Consider the following 16,835-nt stretch of genomic DNA (forward strand, 5'->3'; position numbering starts at 1 on the left):
ACAGTCCATCAGGACTGTTTTTGTTTTATATAATAGAATACAAGCCTTTAAAAAGTGCCTATAAATTATTAGAAGTAGAAGTATTTAATTTTTCCTATATTGTCATTAGGATTGCTTGTTACTGCTTATGGTGGTATAATATAATGTGAGTGAAAATGATTAAAAATAAGCAAATAGGAGTAGTTATGAGAAAATATTTAAAATACATAGTAGCTATTGTCATCTTGTCAGTAGTTTATATAGGAGGAGGCAAGGTCTTAGATAGGATGTATTTAAACAAATACCATATAGTAGACTATACAGGACAAACTAGGTACTCCACAGTTAATAGGGTTATTGATAAACGATTTAAAAAGGCGGACGAAGCTATAATTATAAATACCAATATGATTGACCATGCTGTCTCAGTGGCTAACTATGCCTATCAGTTAAATATACCAGTATTCTATACAATGGACCAAAAACTGAGCCCAGATACATACAAAGAGATAGAAAAATTGGGTATAAAAAAGATTAGGTTAGTGGGCGGAACAAGATTTATTGATGAAAAGGTAGAGAGAAGTTTCAAAAGAAATGGCTATAAGGTTAGCAGGATAATAGAGATTCCTAAGGTAGATATGTCTATAAAGATGGCAGATATGACTTACAAGGTCAAAAAGTTTACTCAAATAGCTGTTGTCACTAGAAATGAGATGGACTTGCCTAATGCAGTATCATTTTCTCCTATTTCTCAGGCAAGAAATATTCCCATTATTACAATAGATAATAATAAAAAGGATATAAGTAAGCTAGAGGCACTGGTTAAAAGATATGATATCAAAAAAGTATATTTGATAGGAAATAACTCCTATATCAATCCAAACATAGATAAACTATTTAAAACAGTGGTTAAGATCAATGGTAAGGATAGGTACGACGTAAATAGAAAGATAATAGATGAATTTTTTGTCGATGGAAAAAATGATAAAATATATTTATCTAAGGCTGGTGTCATAATGCATAAGAGGCATATTGAAGCAGGGCAGCTTATAAATGCCATGGCTATATCACCTCTAGCTGCTGATACAAGGTCTGCCCTATTATTTATAAATGAAGACTACTTTAACACTGAGGAGTCAAAACTTATAAAAGATAAGGGCTATAAGGAAATAAATGAGGTAGGTTTTAAGATAAAAAGAAGAGCATTCTTTAATGTAGAGAGATTTAGACTTCCATCTACAATTGCTTTGATTCTTATTTCAATAATTATAGCTTCTAGAGAGGTTAAAATAAAAGGTAAAAAAGATATAAATTCAATATAGATTTGGGGGTACAAGATGTCTTTTAACAAGTATAAAGGCGATGATAAGGTTCTAAAGGAATACATCGATACCATAGATTATTCGATCGTCAAGAGAGGAAAGCTATTTGAAGCATGTCAGAGGACTGTAGATATAGTTTTGTCCCTAATAGGTTGTATAGTAGGGATACCATTTATTATTATATTTGGACTACTGATTAAAATAGAAGATGGTGGTCCTATTACCTACAAACAGGAAAGACTTGGTAGGTATGGCAAGGAATTTTATGTATATAAGTTGAGGTCAATGAGGACTGATGCAGAAAAATTTGGTGCTCAGTGGGCTGAAAAAGATGATCCAAGAGTGACTAAGGTTGGAAAATTCATCAGAAAGACTAGGATTGATGAAATACCTCAGTTGTGGAATATCTTAAAGGGGGATATGGGGATTATTGGACCTAGGCCAGAGAGATCATTCTTTGTAAAGGAATTTGAAGAAAAATATGACCATTTTGTATATAGACTAGCTGTAAAGCCTGGTTTGACAGGTTGGGCGCAGGTCAATGGTGGTTACGAAATGGATCCAGGTGAGAAGTTAGTATATGACTTGGAGTACATTAGAAATAGAAGTTTACTGTTTGATATAAAGATAATACTAAAGACAGTAGCAGTCTTGTTCACTGGAGATGGAGCAAGATAGAAAGGATAAATATATGAGAGATAAGTATGTAGATGGCTTGGTTTCGGTTATTGTTCCGGTATATAATGCCAAAGATTATCTTGGTGAAACACTAGAGAGTATATTTAAGCAGACCTACAAAAATATCGAAATTATTTGTATAGATGATATGTCAACTGACGGTTCAAGAGACCTAATAGCTGACTATGCTCAAAAACATGACAATATTGTTCCACTCTTGTTAGAAAAAAACGGTGGTGTAGCCAATGCTAGAAACAAGGGTATTGAGGTAGCTAGGGGGAGGTATATAGCCTTCTTAGATAGTGACGATATATGGCTTGAGTCAAAGATTGAAAAACAGATAACCTACATGCAGGAGAAAGGCCTTGCATTTACATTTACTGGATACCAGTTCATGGATGAGAATAGTAAAAAAATGAATACAATAGTAGGTGCCAAGGATATGCTAAATTATGATAAGCTTCTTAAGCATAATGCTATTGCATGTTTAACTGTTGTAATAGATAGAGACAAGGTAGATAGGATACATATGCCTAATATACGTCATGAAGACTATATAACATGGTTAGACATACTAAAGGCAGGTCATATTGCACATGGTATTGATGAGACCTTAGCTCTTTATAGGACTAGGGCAAATTCACTATCAGGCAACAAGATCAAGGCAGCATCTTGGACTTGGAATATTCTTAGGAATGTTGAGAAGCTGAGCCTACCAAAGGCCTTGTATTGTTTTACATATTACGCAATAGTAAACCTGAAAAAACACGTTTTTTCAAAATAAAATAAGAAAACTTAAAGCGTCTGACTTGTAATTTAACTTGCATACTTAGGTATATTGTTGATATAGACTAGGGTCTTACTTAGCGATTAAGGAGGATATATGAAATTTAGTTTACTTCTAGGTACTTATGGCTCTAGGCTAAAGGACCTAGATTATTTATTTGATAGCTTTGATAGGCAGACCTACAAAAACTTTGAACTTATTGTAGGGTCACAGACAAATTTTGATGAGATAGAAAAACTACTTATGAAACATAGTTTTGAATATAAACACGTCCATGCAGATGGTATAGGTTGTGCCAATTCAAGGAATGCTACTATGGATCTTGCAACAGGAGACGTCTATACGTTTACTGATGATGACTGTTGGTATAGGGATGATGCATTAGAAGTGGTCAAGTCTTATTTTGACAAACACAATCCTGATGTGGCTATATTCCAGCACTACGATCCTATAAAAAAGAAGTCTACCCTGAATTATCCAGACAAGGAGATATTGGGTATATCTAAGAGACAGACCCTAAAACAGGCAACCCTTGATATGTGGTTTAATGCCCATTCTATAGATCCTCATACCCACAAGTTTGACGAGAGATTTGGAATAGGTACTAAGTACAATTCAGGTGAGGAAAATATATATATTATGGATGCCTACAATGAAGGTAAGACAAAAATGTACTCATTCCCTGAGATTGTAGCATATCATCCATACAAGGCAGTCAACTATATAGATGAAAAATCTATGTTGGGCAAGGGTCCCTTGTTTAAGAGGTTGTTTGGTCCATTTATGGGATTTTTGATATTTATAGCCTTTGGTTTAAAAAAGAGAAAAGAGATAAAGGCCAATAACGACGGTAGATTTATGTCTATTTTTATAAGGGCACTGAAAGAACAATTAATTTTCAAATTATAATATATGCGAAAGGAAAAACTATGTCGAAATTAGAGAAAATAACTAGACTATCCAAGCAGGCCTTGGATATGTATAAGTATAAAAAATTATCAAAAAAATACATAGATGATCCTAAGTATAAAGATATGTGGCTGATATCTGAGAGAGGGGTAGAGGCTAAGGATAACGGGTTCGCATTTTTTAAATATCTTAGGACCAACCATCCCGAGGTCAATGCTTGGTATGTAATAGACCCTTCTTATGAATTAGACTATGAAAAGGTCAAGCCCTATGGTAATATAATAGAGTTTAATAGTCTAGACCACAAGATTGCCTTTATCCTGTGTAAGTACGCAATATCCACTCATACAGGATATCTTGAGCCATGGAGCTACAAGCTCTACAAGATGCTAATAGATAGAAATGACGAGAAGTTCTTTGTATTTATGCAACATGGAGTAATCTTTGCCAACTTGAGTGACTACCTAAATGGGTCCAACAAGTTTGACCTATTTATCACTACTACCAAGAGGGAGTATGAATACCTATCCTCGGATGTATATGGTTTTGATGATGGAGTAGTTGTAAAAACAGGTATAGCTAGGTATGATAACCTCCTGGACTTCAAAACAAAAAATCAAATACTTCTTATGCCTACATGGAGGAAGGGGCTAGTGATTCCTTCCTATATGAACAAGGGAGTAGGAGATAAAGAAGCCTTTAAAAAGTCTGATTACTTCAAGGCTTGGAATTCATTTATCAATAATAAAAGACTTGTCAAGATGTTAGATGATAATGATATAGACCTTATATTTTATCCTCATTTTGAGATGCAGCCCTACCTAGACTGCTTTGATATGTCAAGTGACAGGGTGGTTTTTGCTGACAAGGATAAATACGATGTGCAGACCCTGCTAAAAGAGTCAAAGATGATGATAACAGACCTGTCTTCTGTGCTTTTTGATATGGCTTACATGAAAAAGCCTGTTATATACTATCAAAAAGTAAAGGAAGATTGTTACAGGGAAGGTTATATGGACTTTGCAACAGAAGCCTTTGGAGAACTGGTATTTGAAGAAGGTGACTTGATGGATTGTCTTGAATACTATTTTGAAAATGACTTTGTAATGAAAAAGGAATTTGAAGATAGGGTCGACGCTACCTTTACATACAGGGATAGCAAGAATTCACAGAGAATTTATGAGGAAATATTGAAACTTAAAAAATAAAATGTGAAAAACGTAAAAATAAACGTAAAAAGAAAAATGAAAGAGGTAGTCAATGTTAAAAGAAAAGTCTAAAAACTTGCTTGCGGGAATGCTTATGTTCCTAATGGTGACAAAATTTTATATAGTATATTTTGAGTTTGCAAGCGTATCAAAATTTTTGATGCTATTTTCTTTAGTACTATCTACTATTCTGATTATAGATAATAGGAAGAGTTACAATTGGGTCCACTTAGCATTTTTTGGGCTTGCTGGTATCCAGTTTTTTATGTCAAAGAATATTACGGTATTTTATACTTATTATATATGTCTTGGACTGGCAGCAGTTGATTTTAGGAAGTTGGCCAAGGTGTTTGTAGTTATAAACTGCATTTACTTTGCCTTGTTCTTGGTGTCAAATCTTATGGGCATACATCCAACTGAGTATATAGAGGCTAGAAATGATTTTGGGTTTGGTAATCCGAACTCAGCCTTTATATGCATGTACCTGATTTGGTCAGCTTTTTATTATCTTATATTTGATAGTAATAGAAAGTCTGATTACATACTTATGTTTTCTATGGTATTTCTTATGTATACTCAGACTACTACAAGAACAGGACTTTTAACTGCCATCATGACCATTATAGCCTATGCTATATTGAAACAGGCAGACCTTTCAAAAAGGATACATAGGATTTTTATAGCTTCATTTCCGATTTTTATGTCGGTTCTAAGCTTGGTAATGGGTACGGTACTTAGTTCTAGTTATTTTTTAAATAAGGTATTGTCACATAGACCACTTTATTGGAGTCTATACCTACTCAACCCAAGTCATGGTATCAACTTGTTTGGATACGCAGCAAATATAAGAGATATATTATTTACCCAGAGAACGCCGCTTGATAGTGGTTACATCTGGACCCTATACAGTCATGGAATTATTGTCTATTTTGCTTTGATAGCTATGATGACATGGGCTCTCTATTATCTTTGTAAAGAAAATAAAAAAGACCAGATTCTGCTTATAGTATCACTTTTGATATATTGTTTTGCCGAATCTATAATGATAGATGTTGCGACTAATATAGGACTTATATTGGTTGTCCAGACACTTACCCACCTAGATATCAAAAATATTGGTAATAGGCGTAAGGGTAAGATTAGTTAATTTTTAAGTAAGTAAAGAGGTATATAATCTATGTACGCTCTTGTTTAGGAGGATATTTATGATAGAAGGCTTGGTGTCCATCATAACGCCTGTGTATAATGCTGAAGATTTTATAGAAGAGACAATATTTTCAGTTCAGGCACAAACTTATGAAAACTGGGAAATGTTATTGGTGGATGATTGTTCTAGCGATTCTTCAGCCCAAAAGATTAAGTCTATAGCTAAGAATGACAGTAGAATTAAATACATAAAATTGGAGCAAAACTCAGGTGCAGCAATCACTAGGAATATAGGCATCGATATGGCTAAGGGAAATTATATAGCCTTTTTGGATAGTGATGATGTATGGAAAAAAGATAAACTACAGATACAGGTTGATTTTTTAAGAGACAATGGAGTTGGATTTTGTTTTACTTCATATAGGTACTTTATGGAGAATGGTGAGCAACTTCCAAAGGTTGCTAGGGCACCCCATAAGATAGATTATAATGGTCTGCTTAAAAATACAATCATTGGATGCTCTACTGTTTTGATAGACAGAAATATCCTAGGAGACTTTAGAATGATAAATGTCAGGCGTGGTCAGGATACGGCTACTTGGCTTCAGCTCCTAAAAAAGACCGATTATGCATATGGTATATACGAAGACCTTGTACTATATAGGGTAGTAAATGGGTCTTTATCTAATAATAAATTAAAGGCTATAAAAAGGACGTGGAATACTTATAGGAATATAGAACATTTGAGTATAGCCAAGTCTGCCTATGTCTTTGTTTTCTATGCTTATAATGCCCTAAAAAAGAGGATTATAAAGGAAAAAGACAATTTGTAATAAGAAGAGTAATTAAAGGAGACAGATATGAATATAGCAGTAGCTGGTACAGGCTATGTTGGTCTAGTGACGGGTGTTTGCTTGGCTGAAAAGAGCGACCATACGATCACTTGTGTAGATGTGGACGAAAAAAAAGTCCAGACCTTGAACAAGGGACTATCACCCATATATGAAGATGGGCTAGAAGACCTGTTAAAGGACAATTTAAAAAAGGGAAGCTTGAAGTTTACGTCCGACTATAAAGAGGCATATTCCAAGGCAGACCTTGTGTTTATTGCTGTTGGTACACCTGAGAGAAGCGATGGTTCAGCCAATCTCGACTATCTAAAATCTGCTATAAGGGATGTTGTATCATGTGCTAGTAAGGATATGTTAATAGTAATAAAGTCTACTGTGCCTATAGGTACCAACGATATAATGGAAAAGTATGCCTTGGCAAATAAGAAGGATTCAATCAGAATTGAGTTAGCATCAAATCCAGAGTTTTTGGCCCAGGGAACCGCTGTTAGGGATACCTTTGAGGCTTCTAGGATAGTTATGGGAGTAAATTCGGATTGGGCAAGGCAGACGCTAGAGAAGGTATATGAAAATTTTGATAATGAAAAGATAGTTACAGATAGAAATTCCGCTGAGATGATAAAGTATGCTTCAAATGACTTTCTCGCTCTTAAGATTTCCTATATGAATGATATTGCAAATCTGTGTGAGATAGTTGGGGCAAATATCGAGGATGTAGCTCTTGGTATGAGCTTTGATGATAGGATAGGTAAGAAATTTCTAAGGGCAGGACTTGGATATGGTGGCTCTTGTTTTCCAAAGGATACCAAAGCCCTGCATTGGTTGTCCAATTCAAACGGATATGAGCTAAAGACTATAAAGGCTGCAATTGAGGTCAATGAGCTTCAAAAGATGAAACTTGTCAGAAAGGCATCTGAGATGATTGACTCATTCTATGGTCTAAAGGTTGCCGTATTAGGACTTACATTTAAGCCTGGTACTGATGACATGAGAGAGGCACCATCTATAGTGAATATAAATTATCTACTTGAGAGAGGAGCAAATGTCTATGCTTATGATCCAATAGGTATAGATAGGGCAAGGAAGATTTTCTCAGACAAGATAAACTATACGAACAATATAGATAAAGCAATTGAAGGTGCTGATATGTGCTTTATAATGACAGAGTGGAAAGAAATAGTAGACTATGATTTAGACAAGTATGTAGATTTGATGTCTAGACCCCTAGTCTTTGATGGACGTAACTGCTATGATTTAAAAGAAGTAAAGAAGAGACCTATTGAGTATTATTCAATAGGCAGGTAGACTATTTAGACTTTGTAAGCAGGTGTGTTTTATAAAGTCTATTTTTATAGATTGTGAGGTGGCTACAATGAATAGTAAATTGATAAATGTCATGATTGTTGGGGCTGGAGAGGCCGGTCAGATACTCGTTAGGGAGATAGATAATAATCGTTCAAAAATTAATAGAAGAGTTGTCGTCCTAGTAGATGACAACAAGGATATAATTGGAAAAGATCTACTAGGAATACCTGTCAGAGGGGGAGTAGATGAAATCAAGCAAATTGCTGGAGAATTTCATGTAGATGAGATAATATTTTCAATAGCCAATATAAAGAACTCTAGAAAAAAAGAGATATTGGATATTTGTAGGTCTACAGGTCTTAGGACGAGGACGATACCTGCAATGGTGGATATTATTGATTGTAATGTAGATATCAAAACTATCAGGAATGTTGAAATAGATGACCTACTTGGAAGAGAAGCAGTCACACTCGACATTGAAAAGATAAGTGGATACCTAAAGGATAGGACAATAATGGTTACAGGTGGTGGTGGTACTATAGGATCGGAGTTGTGCAGACAGGTTGCCAATTATAACCCTAAAAAGCTGATAATACTTGACAACTATGAAAACAATGCCTATTCTGTTGAACAGGAACTAAAGATAAAGTATAAAAACAAGTTGGATATAGAGGTTGTAATAGCAAATATAAGAGAAGAAAAGAGGCTTGATTATGTATTTGAAAAATACAGGCCAGAAATATTGTTCCATGCTGCTGCCCACAAACACGTTCCACTTATGGAATTTAATAAGACAGAGGCTGTTAAGAACAATATCTTTGGTAGTCTAAATCTGATAAAGGCAGCTGACAAGTACAAGGTATCAAGGTTTGTACTTATATCCAGTGACAAGGCGGTCAATCCAACCAATATAATGGGTGCAACTAAGAGGGCTGCTGAAATGATGATTCAAGTCTACAATGAGTTTTCGTCAACAGAGTTTGTTGCAGTGAGATTTGGTAATGTCCTAGGAAGCAGCGGGTCTGTAGTACCCCTATTCAAAAAGCAGATAGCATCCGGTGGACCTGTAACGGTAACACACAAGGATATCATAAGATACTTTATGACAATACCAGAAGCGGTTGCCCTTGTCATGCAGGCAGGAGCAATGGCCAAGGGTGGAGAGATATTTGTCCTTGATATGGGTGAGCCAGTAAAAATAGACGATTTGGCAAGAAATATTATAAGGCTTAGTGGTTTTGAGCCTGATGAAGATATAAATATAGAGTATACAGGTCTTAGACCTGGTGAAAAATTGTTTGAGGAATTATTGATGGCAGAAGAAGGCCTAAAAGATACTGACCATAAGAAGATATTTATAGGTAAACCCCAGACATTTAATAAGGATGAAATATTTGTATTGATAGAAAAACTGAGGGAAGCGGCCTTCAATGAAAGGGAAGAAGAAATAAACCCCCTTATGAGAAAGTTAGTAAAAACATATGTGAGACCAGAAGATGTTAATGGTCTATAAATAAAGGAGTAATTTATGTCAAAAACAGCTAAGGCTACCTTCGCCCTGATGGTAGTTACGATATTATCAAAGATACTAGGTCTCTTAAGAGAGTCGGTCTTAGCATCTGCTTATGGAACAGGAGTATATGCTGCTGCCTACACTACTGCAAATAGTATACCAATTGTATTATTTGCAATAATAGGGTCTTCGTTAGCGACTAGTTTGATACCCTTATACAGTAGGTTGTCTGTAGAGGATTCAGAAGAGAGAGCTATTGGATTTTTAAATACAGTAATTAATATAGTTATAATAGTATCCATAGTGCTTTCAGTTATAGGAATAGTATTTGCAGGACCTTTGGTTAGGCTATTTGCACCAGGATTTAAGGGGCAGACCTATAACTTATGCGTGAATTATACTAGGATGCTTTTACCGAGTTTGGTCTTTGTAGGTCTTGCTAATGTTTATACAGCCTATCTGCAGGTTAAAAAGAGATTTGTTGCATCTGGAATAATAGGAATGCCTTACAGCCTTATAATCATAGGTTCAATAATAATAAGTATAAACACAAGTCCAAATGTTTTGGTATGGGGTACGCTTCTTGCTATTGCATCTAAAGCCTTGATCCAGTTGCCATTTCTTTACAAAGAGGGATATAAGTACTCTACAAGGGTAGACCTAAAAGATCCTATTATGAAGGATATGATGGTGCTTATACTGCCAGTAGTAATAGGTGTTGGAGCCAATCAAATAAGCGCCATAGTTGACAAGGCTCTAGCTTCCTTGTTGGGTGCCAATGTTGTATCTTCATTCGCCTATGCAACTAGGCTATATGAATTTGTCCAGGCCCTCTTCATAGCATCGATACTTGCTGTAATATTTCCTAAGTTGTCAAAGCTTGCTGTAAGTGACAAGATGGATAGCTTCATAACTAGTATGAAGCAGACTATAAATGTAGTACTGATAGCTCTTGTTCCAGTAGTTGCTGGTTGCATAGTTTTGGCCAAGCCAATAGTGGAGATACTTTTACAGAGAAAGGCATTCACTGCGAATGATACAGTGATGACCGCTACCATACTTATGATATATGTTACAGGTATTATAGCATTCTCTGTTAGGGATGTTATGTCAAGAGGATTCTATTCTATGGGGGACTCTAAGACACCTATGTTCAATGGTATAATAGCTATAACATTAAATATAATCCTAGACCTTGTCTTGATCAAGCCTCTTGGTTATACAGGACTTGCCCTTGCTACATCTATATCAGCCTATATAGCCCTAGTAGTATTTATAATGACAATGAAAAAAAGAGTTGAAAACTTTACTGTAAAGGACAATCTGATTGTATTTGCAAAGTGCCTTATAGCATCACTAATAATGTCACTTGTTGTCTATTTTATATACTACACACTCGGAAATATATTAGTTGGCGGTTTTATGGTCAAACTAGTAAGACTTGCAGCTAGTGTTATGGTTGGAGTGGTAGTTTACATTGTAGTTATGTATCTTTCGAAGGTTGAGGAGTTTATGATTTTATTTAATATGGTCAAAAATATAGGTAAAAACAAAATCAAAAAAGTAACAAATTAACCTGTAATTAAGTCTAAAAGTAACAAAATGTAATTTTTAACTTGCATATGTTATTTTATTATGCTAAAATATTACTTGTATGGCGATAACAATTGTAAAGGAGAGAACAATGCAGTTAATTAAAAAAACTAATAAAAAGGTAATTGCTATAGCCTTGGCAGCTGTTATTGTATCATCTAGTCTACTATCATCTAGTATAGTGGCTGACGATTCAGTGATACAGACAGAACCAGTTGATACTATCAGCCTTGATGGTTCACAAAAAGAGGTTGTAGATTCCAATGTTAGTGACAAACAAATAGATGGACTTGTTAGCGAGGAGACTGCTGGCCAGGATGAAGGAAGTGTAATAAATGTGTCTTCATCAACTAGTCAGGTGTCTGAGCAAGCGGGACTTGAAATATCTGTTGATGAAAAAGCGGTAAAGACTTCATCTAATTCATTTACTGGTTTTGCCAAGGATGGTAATGGATGGCATTTTTATCTAAATAATGTGCAAAAAAAGGGATGGATAAACTATAAAGGAAATAAATATTATGTTATAAACACATATGCATTGCCACAGAATATGTGGAGAAAAATCAATGGATATCTTTACTACTTTAATAAAGACGGTGTAATGATAAAAGACCAGAGGGTTAAGATCGATGGAGTTGAGTACCAGTTTGACAAAAATGGTCACAAGGTAAACTTGGACAATAGTAAAAAACTTGGTGACGTTACTCCAGACCAGCAGGCCCTATATGACTTAGGAGCAAAGATACTAAAAGAAGAAGCATCAAATGTCAGAAATGGTATTATGAATGATGCCGGTAAGTGGTACAAGTATGTAAACAATGCCAGAACTAGGGGTTGGTACCAAGAAGGTAACAAGACTATATTCTTCCTGAATACCCTAAACAGAGCTGAAAATATGTGGAGAAAAATCCAAGGAAAGACATATTATTTCGAAGCTGATGGTAGAAGGGTTACTAATACAGTTAAGTATATAAACGGTAGGACTTACAAGTTTGGTACAGACGGTGCCTTGGTTGAAAATGCAAACACATCACTTGTCAATTACAATGTAAGTGTAAGAGGCAAGGCAGATGAAAGTTCTGATATAGTTGGTAAGTTACAAAAAGGTAATGGTGTAGAGATAATAGGAAAAAGTGGCTCATATGTAAAAGTCAGAACAGGCAATTCAAGCTTTGATGGTTGGGTTAGAAGTTCAGCAGTTGTAACTGAATCACAGGCTAAGTTAGATAGGGTAATAGCTGTTGCCAAGTCTAAGTTGGGAACAAGTTACGTTTGGGGAGCAACTGGACCTAATACTTTTGACTGTTCAGGACTAATGTTATATGCATTTAGAAATGGTGCAGGAATAACACTTCCTAGAGTATCTAAGCACCAGGCTACAGTCGGTACATATGTGAGTAGGCAGAACTTGAGACCTGGAGACCTTATATTCTGGGGTAGACCAGTACACCACGTTGCTATGTATATAGGAGATGGAAAGTACATTCATGCTCCATACCCAGGAACTACAGTTCAGATAGCTAGGTTGGGTGCTTACACTACTGCAAGAAGAATAATAAATTAATAAAAGACAAGTTGGTATAAGGATTTATACTACAAATCAGATGAGTAATTTTGAGGCGGACTAAGGGTCAAGATTTCTATCAGAGATATAAGCTATCTTTGGTATGATAGTTTCCCTTCCGCCTCTTTTTTATAAAAGGAGTTAAAAATACTTATAGAAAAAAACTATTTAGAATATAGGATATTCATATAATAAGTTTTTGATTAATTGTTTTAATTGTATTGATTTTATAAATAATTGCTGATATTATTATGAATAAGAAACGAGATACAGATAATAAACTATAAAAACACAATTGAAATACATAAAGTATTTAAGCTCCTTTCTAAAAAAAAGGAGGAAGATATGAGAAAAAATGTTTCAAGATTTTTGGGTCCATTCTTGGCTGTACTTATAGCCTTTGGACCACTAGTAGGAGCAAAGTCTAGTGCTCAGGAAGAGATGAGGGCAGCATGGGTGTCTACTGTATTTAACATAGACTGGCCATCTAAGTCTTCATATGGAAATATAACTAGACAAAAGGATGAGTATATTAGACTTATAGACAATCTAAAGTCTACAGGCATCAATACTATAATTGTACAGGTCAGACCTGAATCAGATGCCATATATAAATCTAGTATAAATCCTTGGTCTAGATTTCTGACAGGGAGACAGGGACAGAACCCTGGCTATGACCCACTAGAATTTATAATTCAAGAATCGCATAAGAGGGGGCTAAAAGTCCATGCCTGGTTTAACCCATACAGGGCATCTATATATGATGACAAGTCTTCAACAGCAAGGACTAACGCAATTAACAAACATCCAGACTGGACTATCCACTATGGTGGTAAATGGTATTATGATCCAGCTTTGCCGGATGTTACTAGATATATAGCAGATACTGTAGGAGAAGTAGTTAGAAATTATGATGTAGATGGTATACATTTTGATGATTATTTCTATCCAGGTCCAGAGTTTCCAGATGATGTTTCATACAGAAGATATGGAAGAGGTATGAACAAGGGGAACTGGAGACGTAATAACGTAAACAATATGGTAAAAACAGTTAGAGATAGGATAAAATCTATCAAACCTGAAGTTGATTTTGGTATAAGTCCAGCAGGTATCTGGAAGAACAAGTCTTCTGATTCAAATGGTTCAAACACAAGTGGTGGAGAATCTTATTACAAGCAACATTCAGATACTAGGTACTGGATTAAGAACAAGCTTGTAGACTACGTTGCTCCACAGGTATATTGGAGGATTGGACATCCAAAGGCAGACTATGAGACTTTGGTCAGATGGTGGTCAGACCAAGTATCTGGTACAAATGTAAAATTATACATAGGTCAAGGTATATATAAGAGTGGCCAAAATGTATATGGTGGAGAAAATGTAGCTAGAGAAATAGGAAGACAGCTACAAATCAACTCTAAGTATCCAAATGTAGCTGGAAGCATCTTCTTCTCAGCAAGGGATATAGTGAATAGTAAGCAGGTTTCTAATGACATAAGGTCATTTTATAATAATAGACAAAAGCCAAGAGACCCTAATAACCGTCTACCATACCAAAATACAATGATGGGTAGGACTAGGGCAGATACGGCTATAAATATAAGTCAAAGGGGTTGGGCAAATGGCTCAAAGACAGCCTTATTAGTAAATGGCCAAGAAGAGTTGACAGGAGTTGTATCTAGTCCGCTGGCAGCCTACAATAAGGCACCTATCCTACTGAAGTATAAGCACTTGAGTGTCAATACTATAAATGAATTAAAGAGATTAAATGTAGATAATATAATACTTGTAGGTTCAAACCAGTCATTTAGTCAAGAAGAGATAGATAAACTAGAAGCTAACCTAGCAAATGTAAGAATAGATAAGATATTCAAAGATGATATCAAAGACCTATCTCTAGAAATAGCCAAGACAATAAGACCTGAAGGCGTGTCAAGGGTATATATAGCAAGTCAGAAAGCCATGGTAGATGCCCTATCAATAGCACCAAAGGCGGGTAGGGAAAATAACCCTATACTTATAGCATCAGAAGATGGAATAGGTAAGGAAAGTCTAGATTGGCTTAAAGAAAAAAATCCTGAGGATATATACTTTATAGGTGGTTCTAAAGTACTATCTGATAATGTGATATCACAGGTAGAAGGAAGTCTAAATAGAGTCCTTGATAAAAACAGAATAGCAGGAAGTAATAGAATAGAGACTAACACAAAAGTGATTGATAAATTTTACGAAAATAAGTATTCTTTAAAGGCTTTCACAACAAGAAGTGATGCGCCTATAGATGCAATAACAGTGAGTGCTCTGGCCCAGAGGACAGATTCTCCAGTGATTTTGGTTGGTAACAGTGTGAGCCAGTATCAAAACGACGTATTGTATCCTAGAAGTGCCAGCCTAGTATATAGGGTTGGGGGTAAGATAAATAACTATGCTTATAATAAGATATACAATTTACTTGGGGGTCTGATGAAGTAGACCTAAATAACAGTTTTACTATTACACCCCCGTAAATTAGAATTTAGTTGGTTATCCTATAAGGGATACTGATTAATATAAATTTATTAGGGGGTGTTTTTATTGTTAGAAATTGTAAAAGCCATAAATGGTATTTTATGGGGAATCGTGCTAGTTGTAGTGCTAGTAGGTTGTGGTATTATCTTTACATTTTATTTAAGAGGGATCCAGATTAGAAAGTTTGGCAAGGCTTTCAAGCAGGTATTTGGTGGCTTTACACTTAAGGGTGAAAAGGCGGGGGCAGAAGGTATGTCCTCATTCCAGTCTCTTGCAACTGCTATAGCTGCCCAGGTTGGTACAGGTAACCTAGCAGGTGCAGCTACAGCTATAGTATCAGGAGGTCCAGGAGCTATATTCTGGATGTGGTTGAGTGCTTTCTTTGGTATGGCTACAATATTCTCAGAAGCAGTATTAGCCCAATTGTTTAAGAAGGAAAAGGACGGAGAGGTCACAGGTGGTCCAGCCTATTATCTAAAGTATGGATTAAAGAGTGACTTTTTAGCCAAGTTTTTTGCGGTTACAATCATTCTAGCTCTTGGCTTTATAGGTAATATGGTTCAGGCAAATTCAATAGGTTCTGCCTTTTCATCAGCCTTTAATATCAACCCTCTAATAGTCGGTATATTACTTGCAATAGTTTCAGGTTTTGTATTTATAGGAGGTATATCAAGAATAGCATCACTAACAGAAAAACTAGTTCCTATTATGGCAGGTTTCTATGTTATAGGTGGTGTGATAATATTGGTATTAATGGGTTCAAATACACTAGATGCTATTAGGATGATATTTGTTGGAGCCTTCAATCCTAGTGCAGTCCTAGGCGGTGCAGCAGGTGTCATGGTAAAGGATGCTATCAGATATGGTGTTGCAAGAGGTCTATTTTCTAATGAGGCAGGTATGGGATCTACTCCTCATGCCCATGCAGTTGCTAAGGTAGATAATCCGGTACATCAGGGTCTTGCAGCTATAGTAGGTGTCTTTATAGATACATTTATAGTCCTAAACATCACTGCCCTTGTAATAATAGCTACAGGCGCAAACCTATCAGGAGAAACTGGCATAGCAGTTACTCAAAAGGCCTTCGAAATAGGTTTTGGTCACTTTGGACTGATATTCGTTGCAGTGTCATTACTATTCTTTGCTTTTTCAACTATTGTAGGATGGTATTTCTTTGCCGAAGCCAATATCAAGTTCTTGTTTGGTAGCAAGGGATTGACTCCATTTAGAATTATAGTTTTAATATTTATAGTGATAGGTACAACTCAGAAGGTTGAGCTTGTATGGGAGCTTGCAGATATGTTCAATGGTATAATGGTTATACCTAACGTAATAGGTCTTATAGGTCTTGCCAAAATGGTAAAATCAACTCTAGATAAGGCAGAGAAGAACAATCTGATATAGCGCTTAGTTAGCAGTTTTCTACTAATTTTATATACCTTAAAATTGGGCAGACCCTTTGGTCTGCCCAA

13 protein-coding genes are annotated in these 16,835 nt (G+C 35.7%); all 13 read left to right on the plus strand.

The features are described from left to right. The first annotated feature begins 185 nt into the window (after positions 1-185). Entirely contained in the window at positions 186-1,301 is a 1,116-nt protein-coding gene (locus tag HMPREF0631_RS01130; protein WP_002842834.1) for a cell wall-binding repeat-containing protein, read from the plus strand. 15 nt (positions 1,302-1,316) lie between these two features. Beyond that, positions 1,317-1,979 (plus strand): sugar transferase, encoded by a 663-nt coding sequence (locus tag HMPREF0631_RS01135; RefSeq protein ID WP_002842839.1) that lies wholly within the window; start codon positions 1,317-1,319, stop codon positions 1,977-1,979. Positions 1,980-1,992: 13 nt separating this feature from the next. Continuing rightward, positions 1,993-2,763: a glycosyltransferase family 2 protein gene (locus HMPREF0631_RS01140; RefSeq protein ID WP_002842838.1), complete on the plus strand. Its 771-nt coding sequence runs from the start codon at positions 1,993-1,995 to the stop codon at positions 2,761-2,763. Positions 2,764-2,862: 99 nt separating this feature from the next. Then, entirely contained in the window at positions 2,863-3,675 is an 813-nt protein-coding gene (locus tag HMPREF0631_RS01145) for a glycosyltransferase family A protein (RefSeq protein WP_002842845.1), read from the plus strand. A gap of 20 nt (positions 3,676-3,695) precedes the next feature. Continuing rightward, complete coding sequence (locus tag HMPREF0631_RS01150; RefSeq protein ID WP_002842837.1) at positions 3,696-4,883, plus strand: CDP-glycerol glycerophosphotransferase family protein; 1,188 nt, start codon at positions 3,696-3,698, stop codon at positions 4,881-4,883. A 52-nt stretch (positions 4,884-4,935) separates the two neighbouring features. Beyond that, complete coding sequence (locus tag HMPREF0631_RS01155; protein WP_002842833.1) at positions 4,936-6,030, plus strand: hypothetical protein; 1,095 nt, start codon at positions 4,936-4,938, stop codon at positions 6,028-6,030. Between the two features lie 58 nt (positions 6,031-6,088). Next, positions 6,089-6,862 carry a glycosyltransferase family 2 protein gene (locus HMPREF0631_RS01160; protein ID WP_002842843.1) on the plus strand — a complete coding sequence of 258 codons (774 nt, stop codon included), beginning with the start codon at positions 6,089-6,091 and terminating at the stop codon, positions 6,860-6,862. 27 nt (positions 6,863-6,889) lie between these two features. Further along, the gene (locus tag HMPREF0631_RS01165) at positions 6,890-8,185 is read left to right on the plus strand and encodes a UDP-glucose dehydrogenase family protein (protein ID WP_002842842.1); all 1,296 of its coding nucleotides are present in this window, start codon (positions 6,890-6,892) and stop codon (positions 8,183-8,185) included. 22 nt (positions 8,186-8,207) lie between these two features. Continuing rightward, entirely contained in the window at positions 8,208-9,698 is a 1,491-nt protein-coding gene (locus HMPREF0631_RS01170) for a polysaccharide biosynthesis protein (RefSeq protein ID WP_408634952.1), read from the plus strand. A 15-nt stretch (positions 9,699-9,713) separates the two neighbouring features. Next, positions 9,714-11,273, plus strand: coding sequence for a murein biosynthesis integral membrane protein MurJ (murJ, locus tag HMPREF0631_RS01175; RefSeq protein ID WP_002842832.1), 1,560 nt, complete (start codon positions 9,714-9,716; stop codon positions 11,271-11,273). A gap of 109 nt (positions 11,274-11,382) precedes the next feature. Continuing rightward, positions 11,383-12,855: a C40 family peptidase gene (locus tag HMPREF0631_RS01180; protein ID WP_002842841.1), complete on the plus strand. Its 1,473-nt coding sequence runs from the start codon at positions 11,383-11,385 to the stop codon at positions 12,853-12,855. 345 nt (positions 12,856-13,200) lie between these two features. Further along, positions 13,201-15,327, plus strand: a complete 2,127-nt coding sequence (locus HMPREF0631_RS01185; RefSeq protein WP_002842835.1) for a family 10 glycosylhydrolase — start codon at positions 13,201-13,203, stop codon at positions 15,325-15,327. Between the two features lie 102 nt (positions 15,328-15,429). Further along, a complete protein-coding gene (locus tag HMPREF0631_RS01190) occupies positions 15,430-16,767 on the plus strand; it encodes an alanine/glycine:cation symporter family protein (RefSeq protein ID WP_002842840.1) in 1,338 nt (445 codons plus the stop codon). Positions 16,768-16,835 lie beyond the last annotated feature (68 nt).

Source organism: Peptostreptococcus anaerobius 653-L (assembly GCF_000178095.1).
Taxonomy (GTDB): Bacteria; Bacillota; Clostridia; order Peptostreptococcales; family Peptostreptococcaceae; genus Peptostreptococcus; species Peptostreptococcus anaerobius.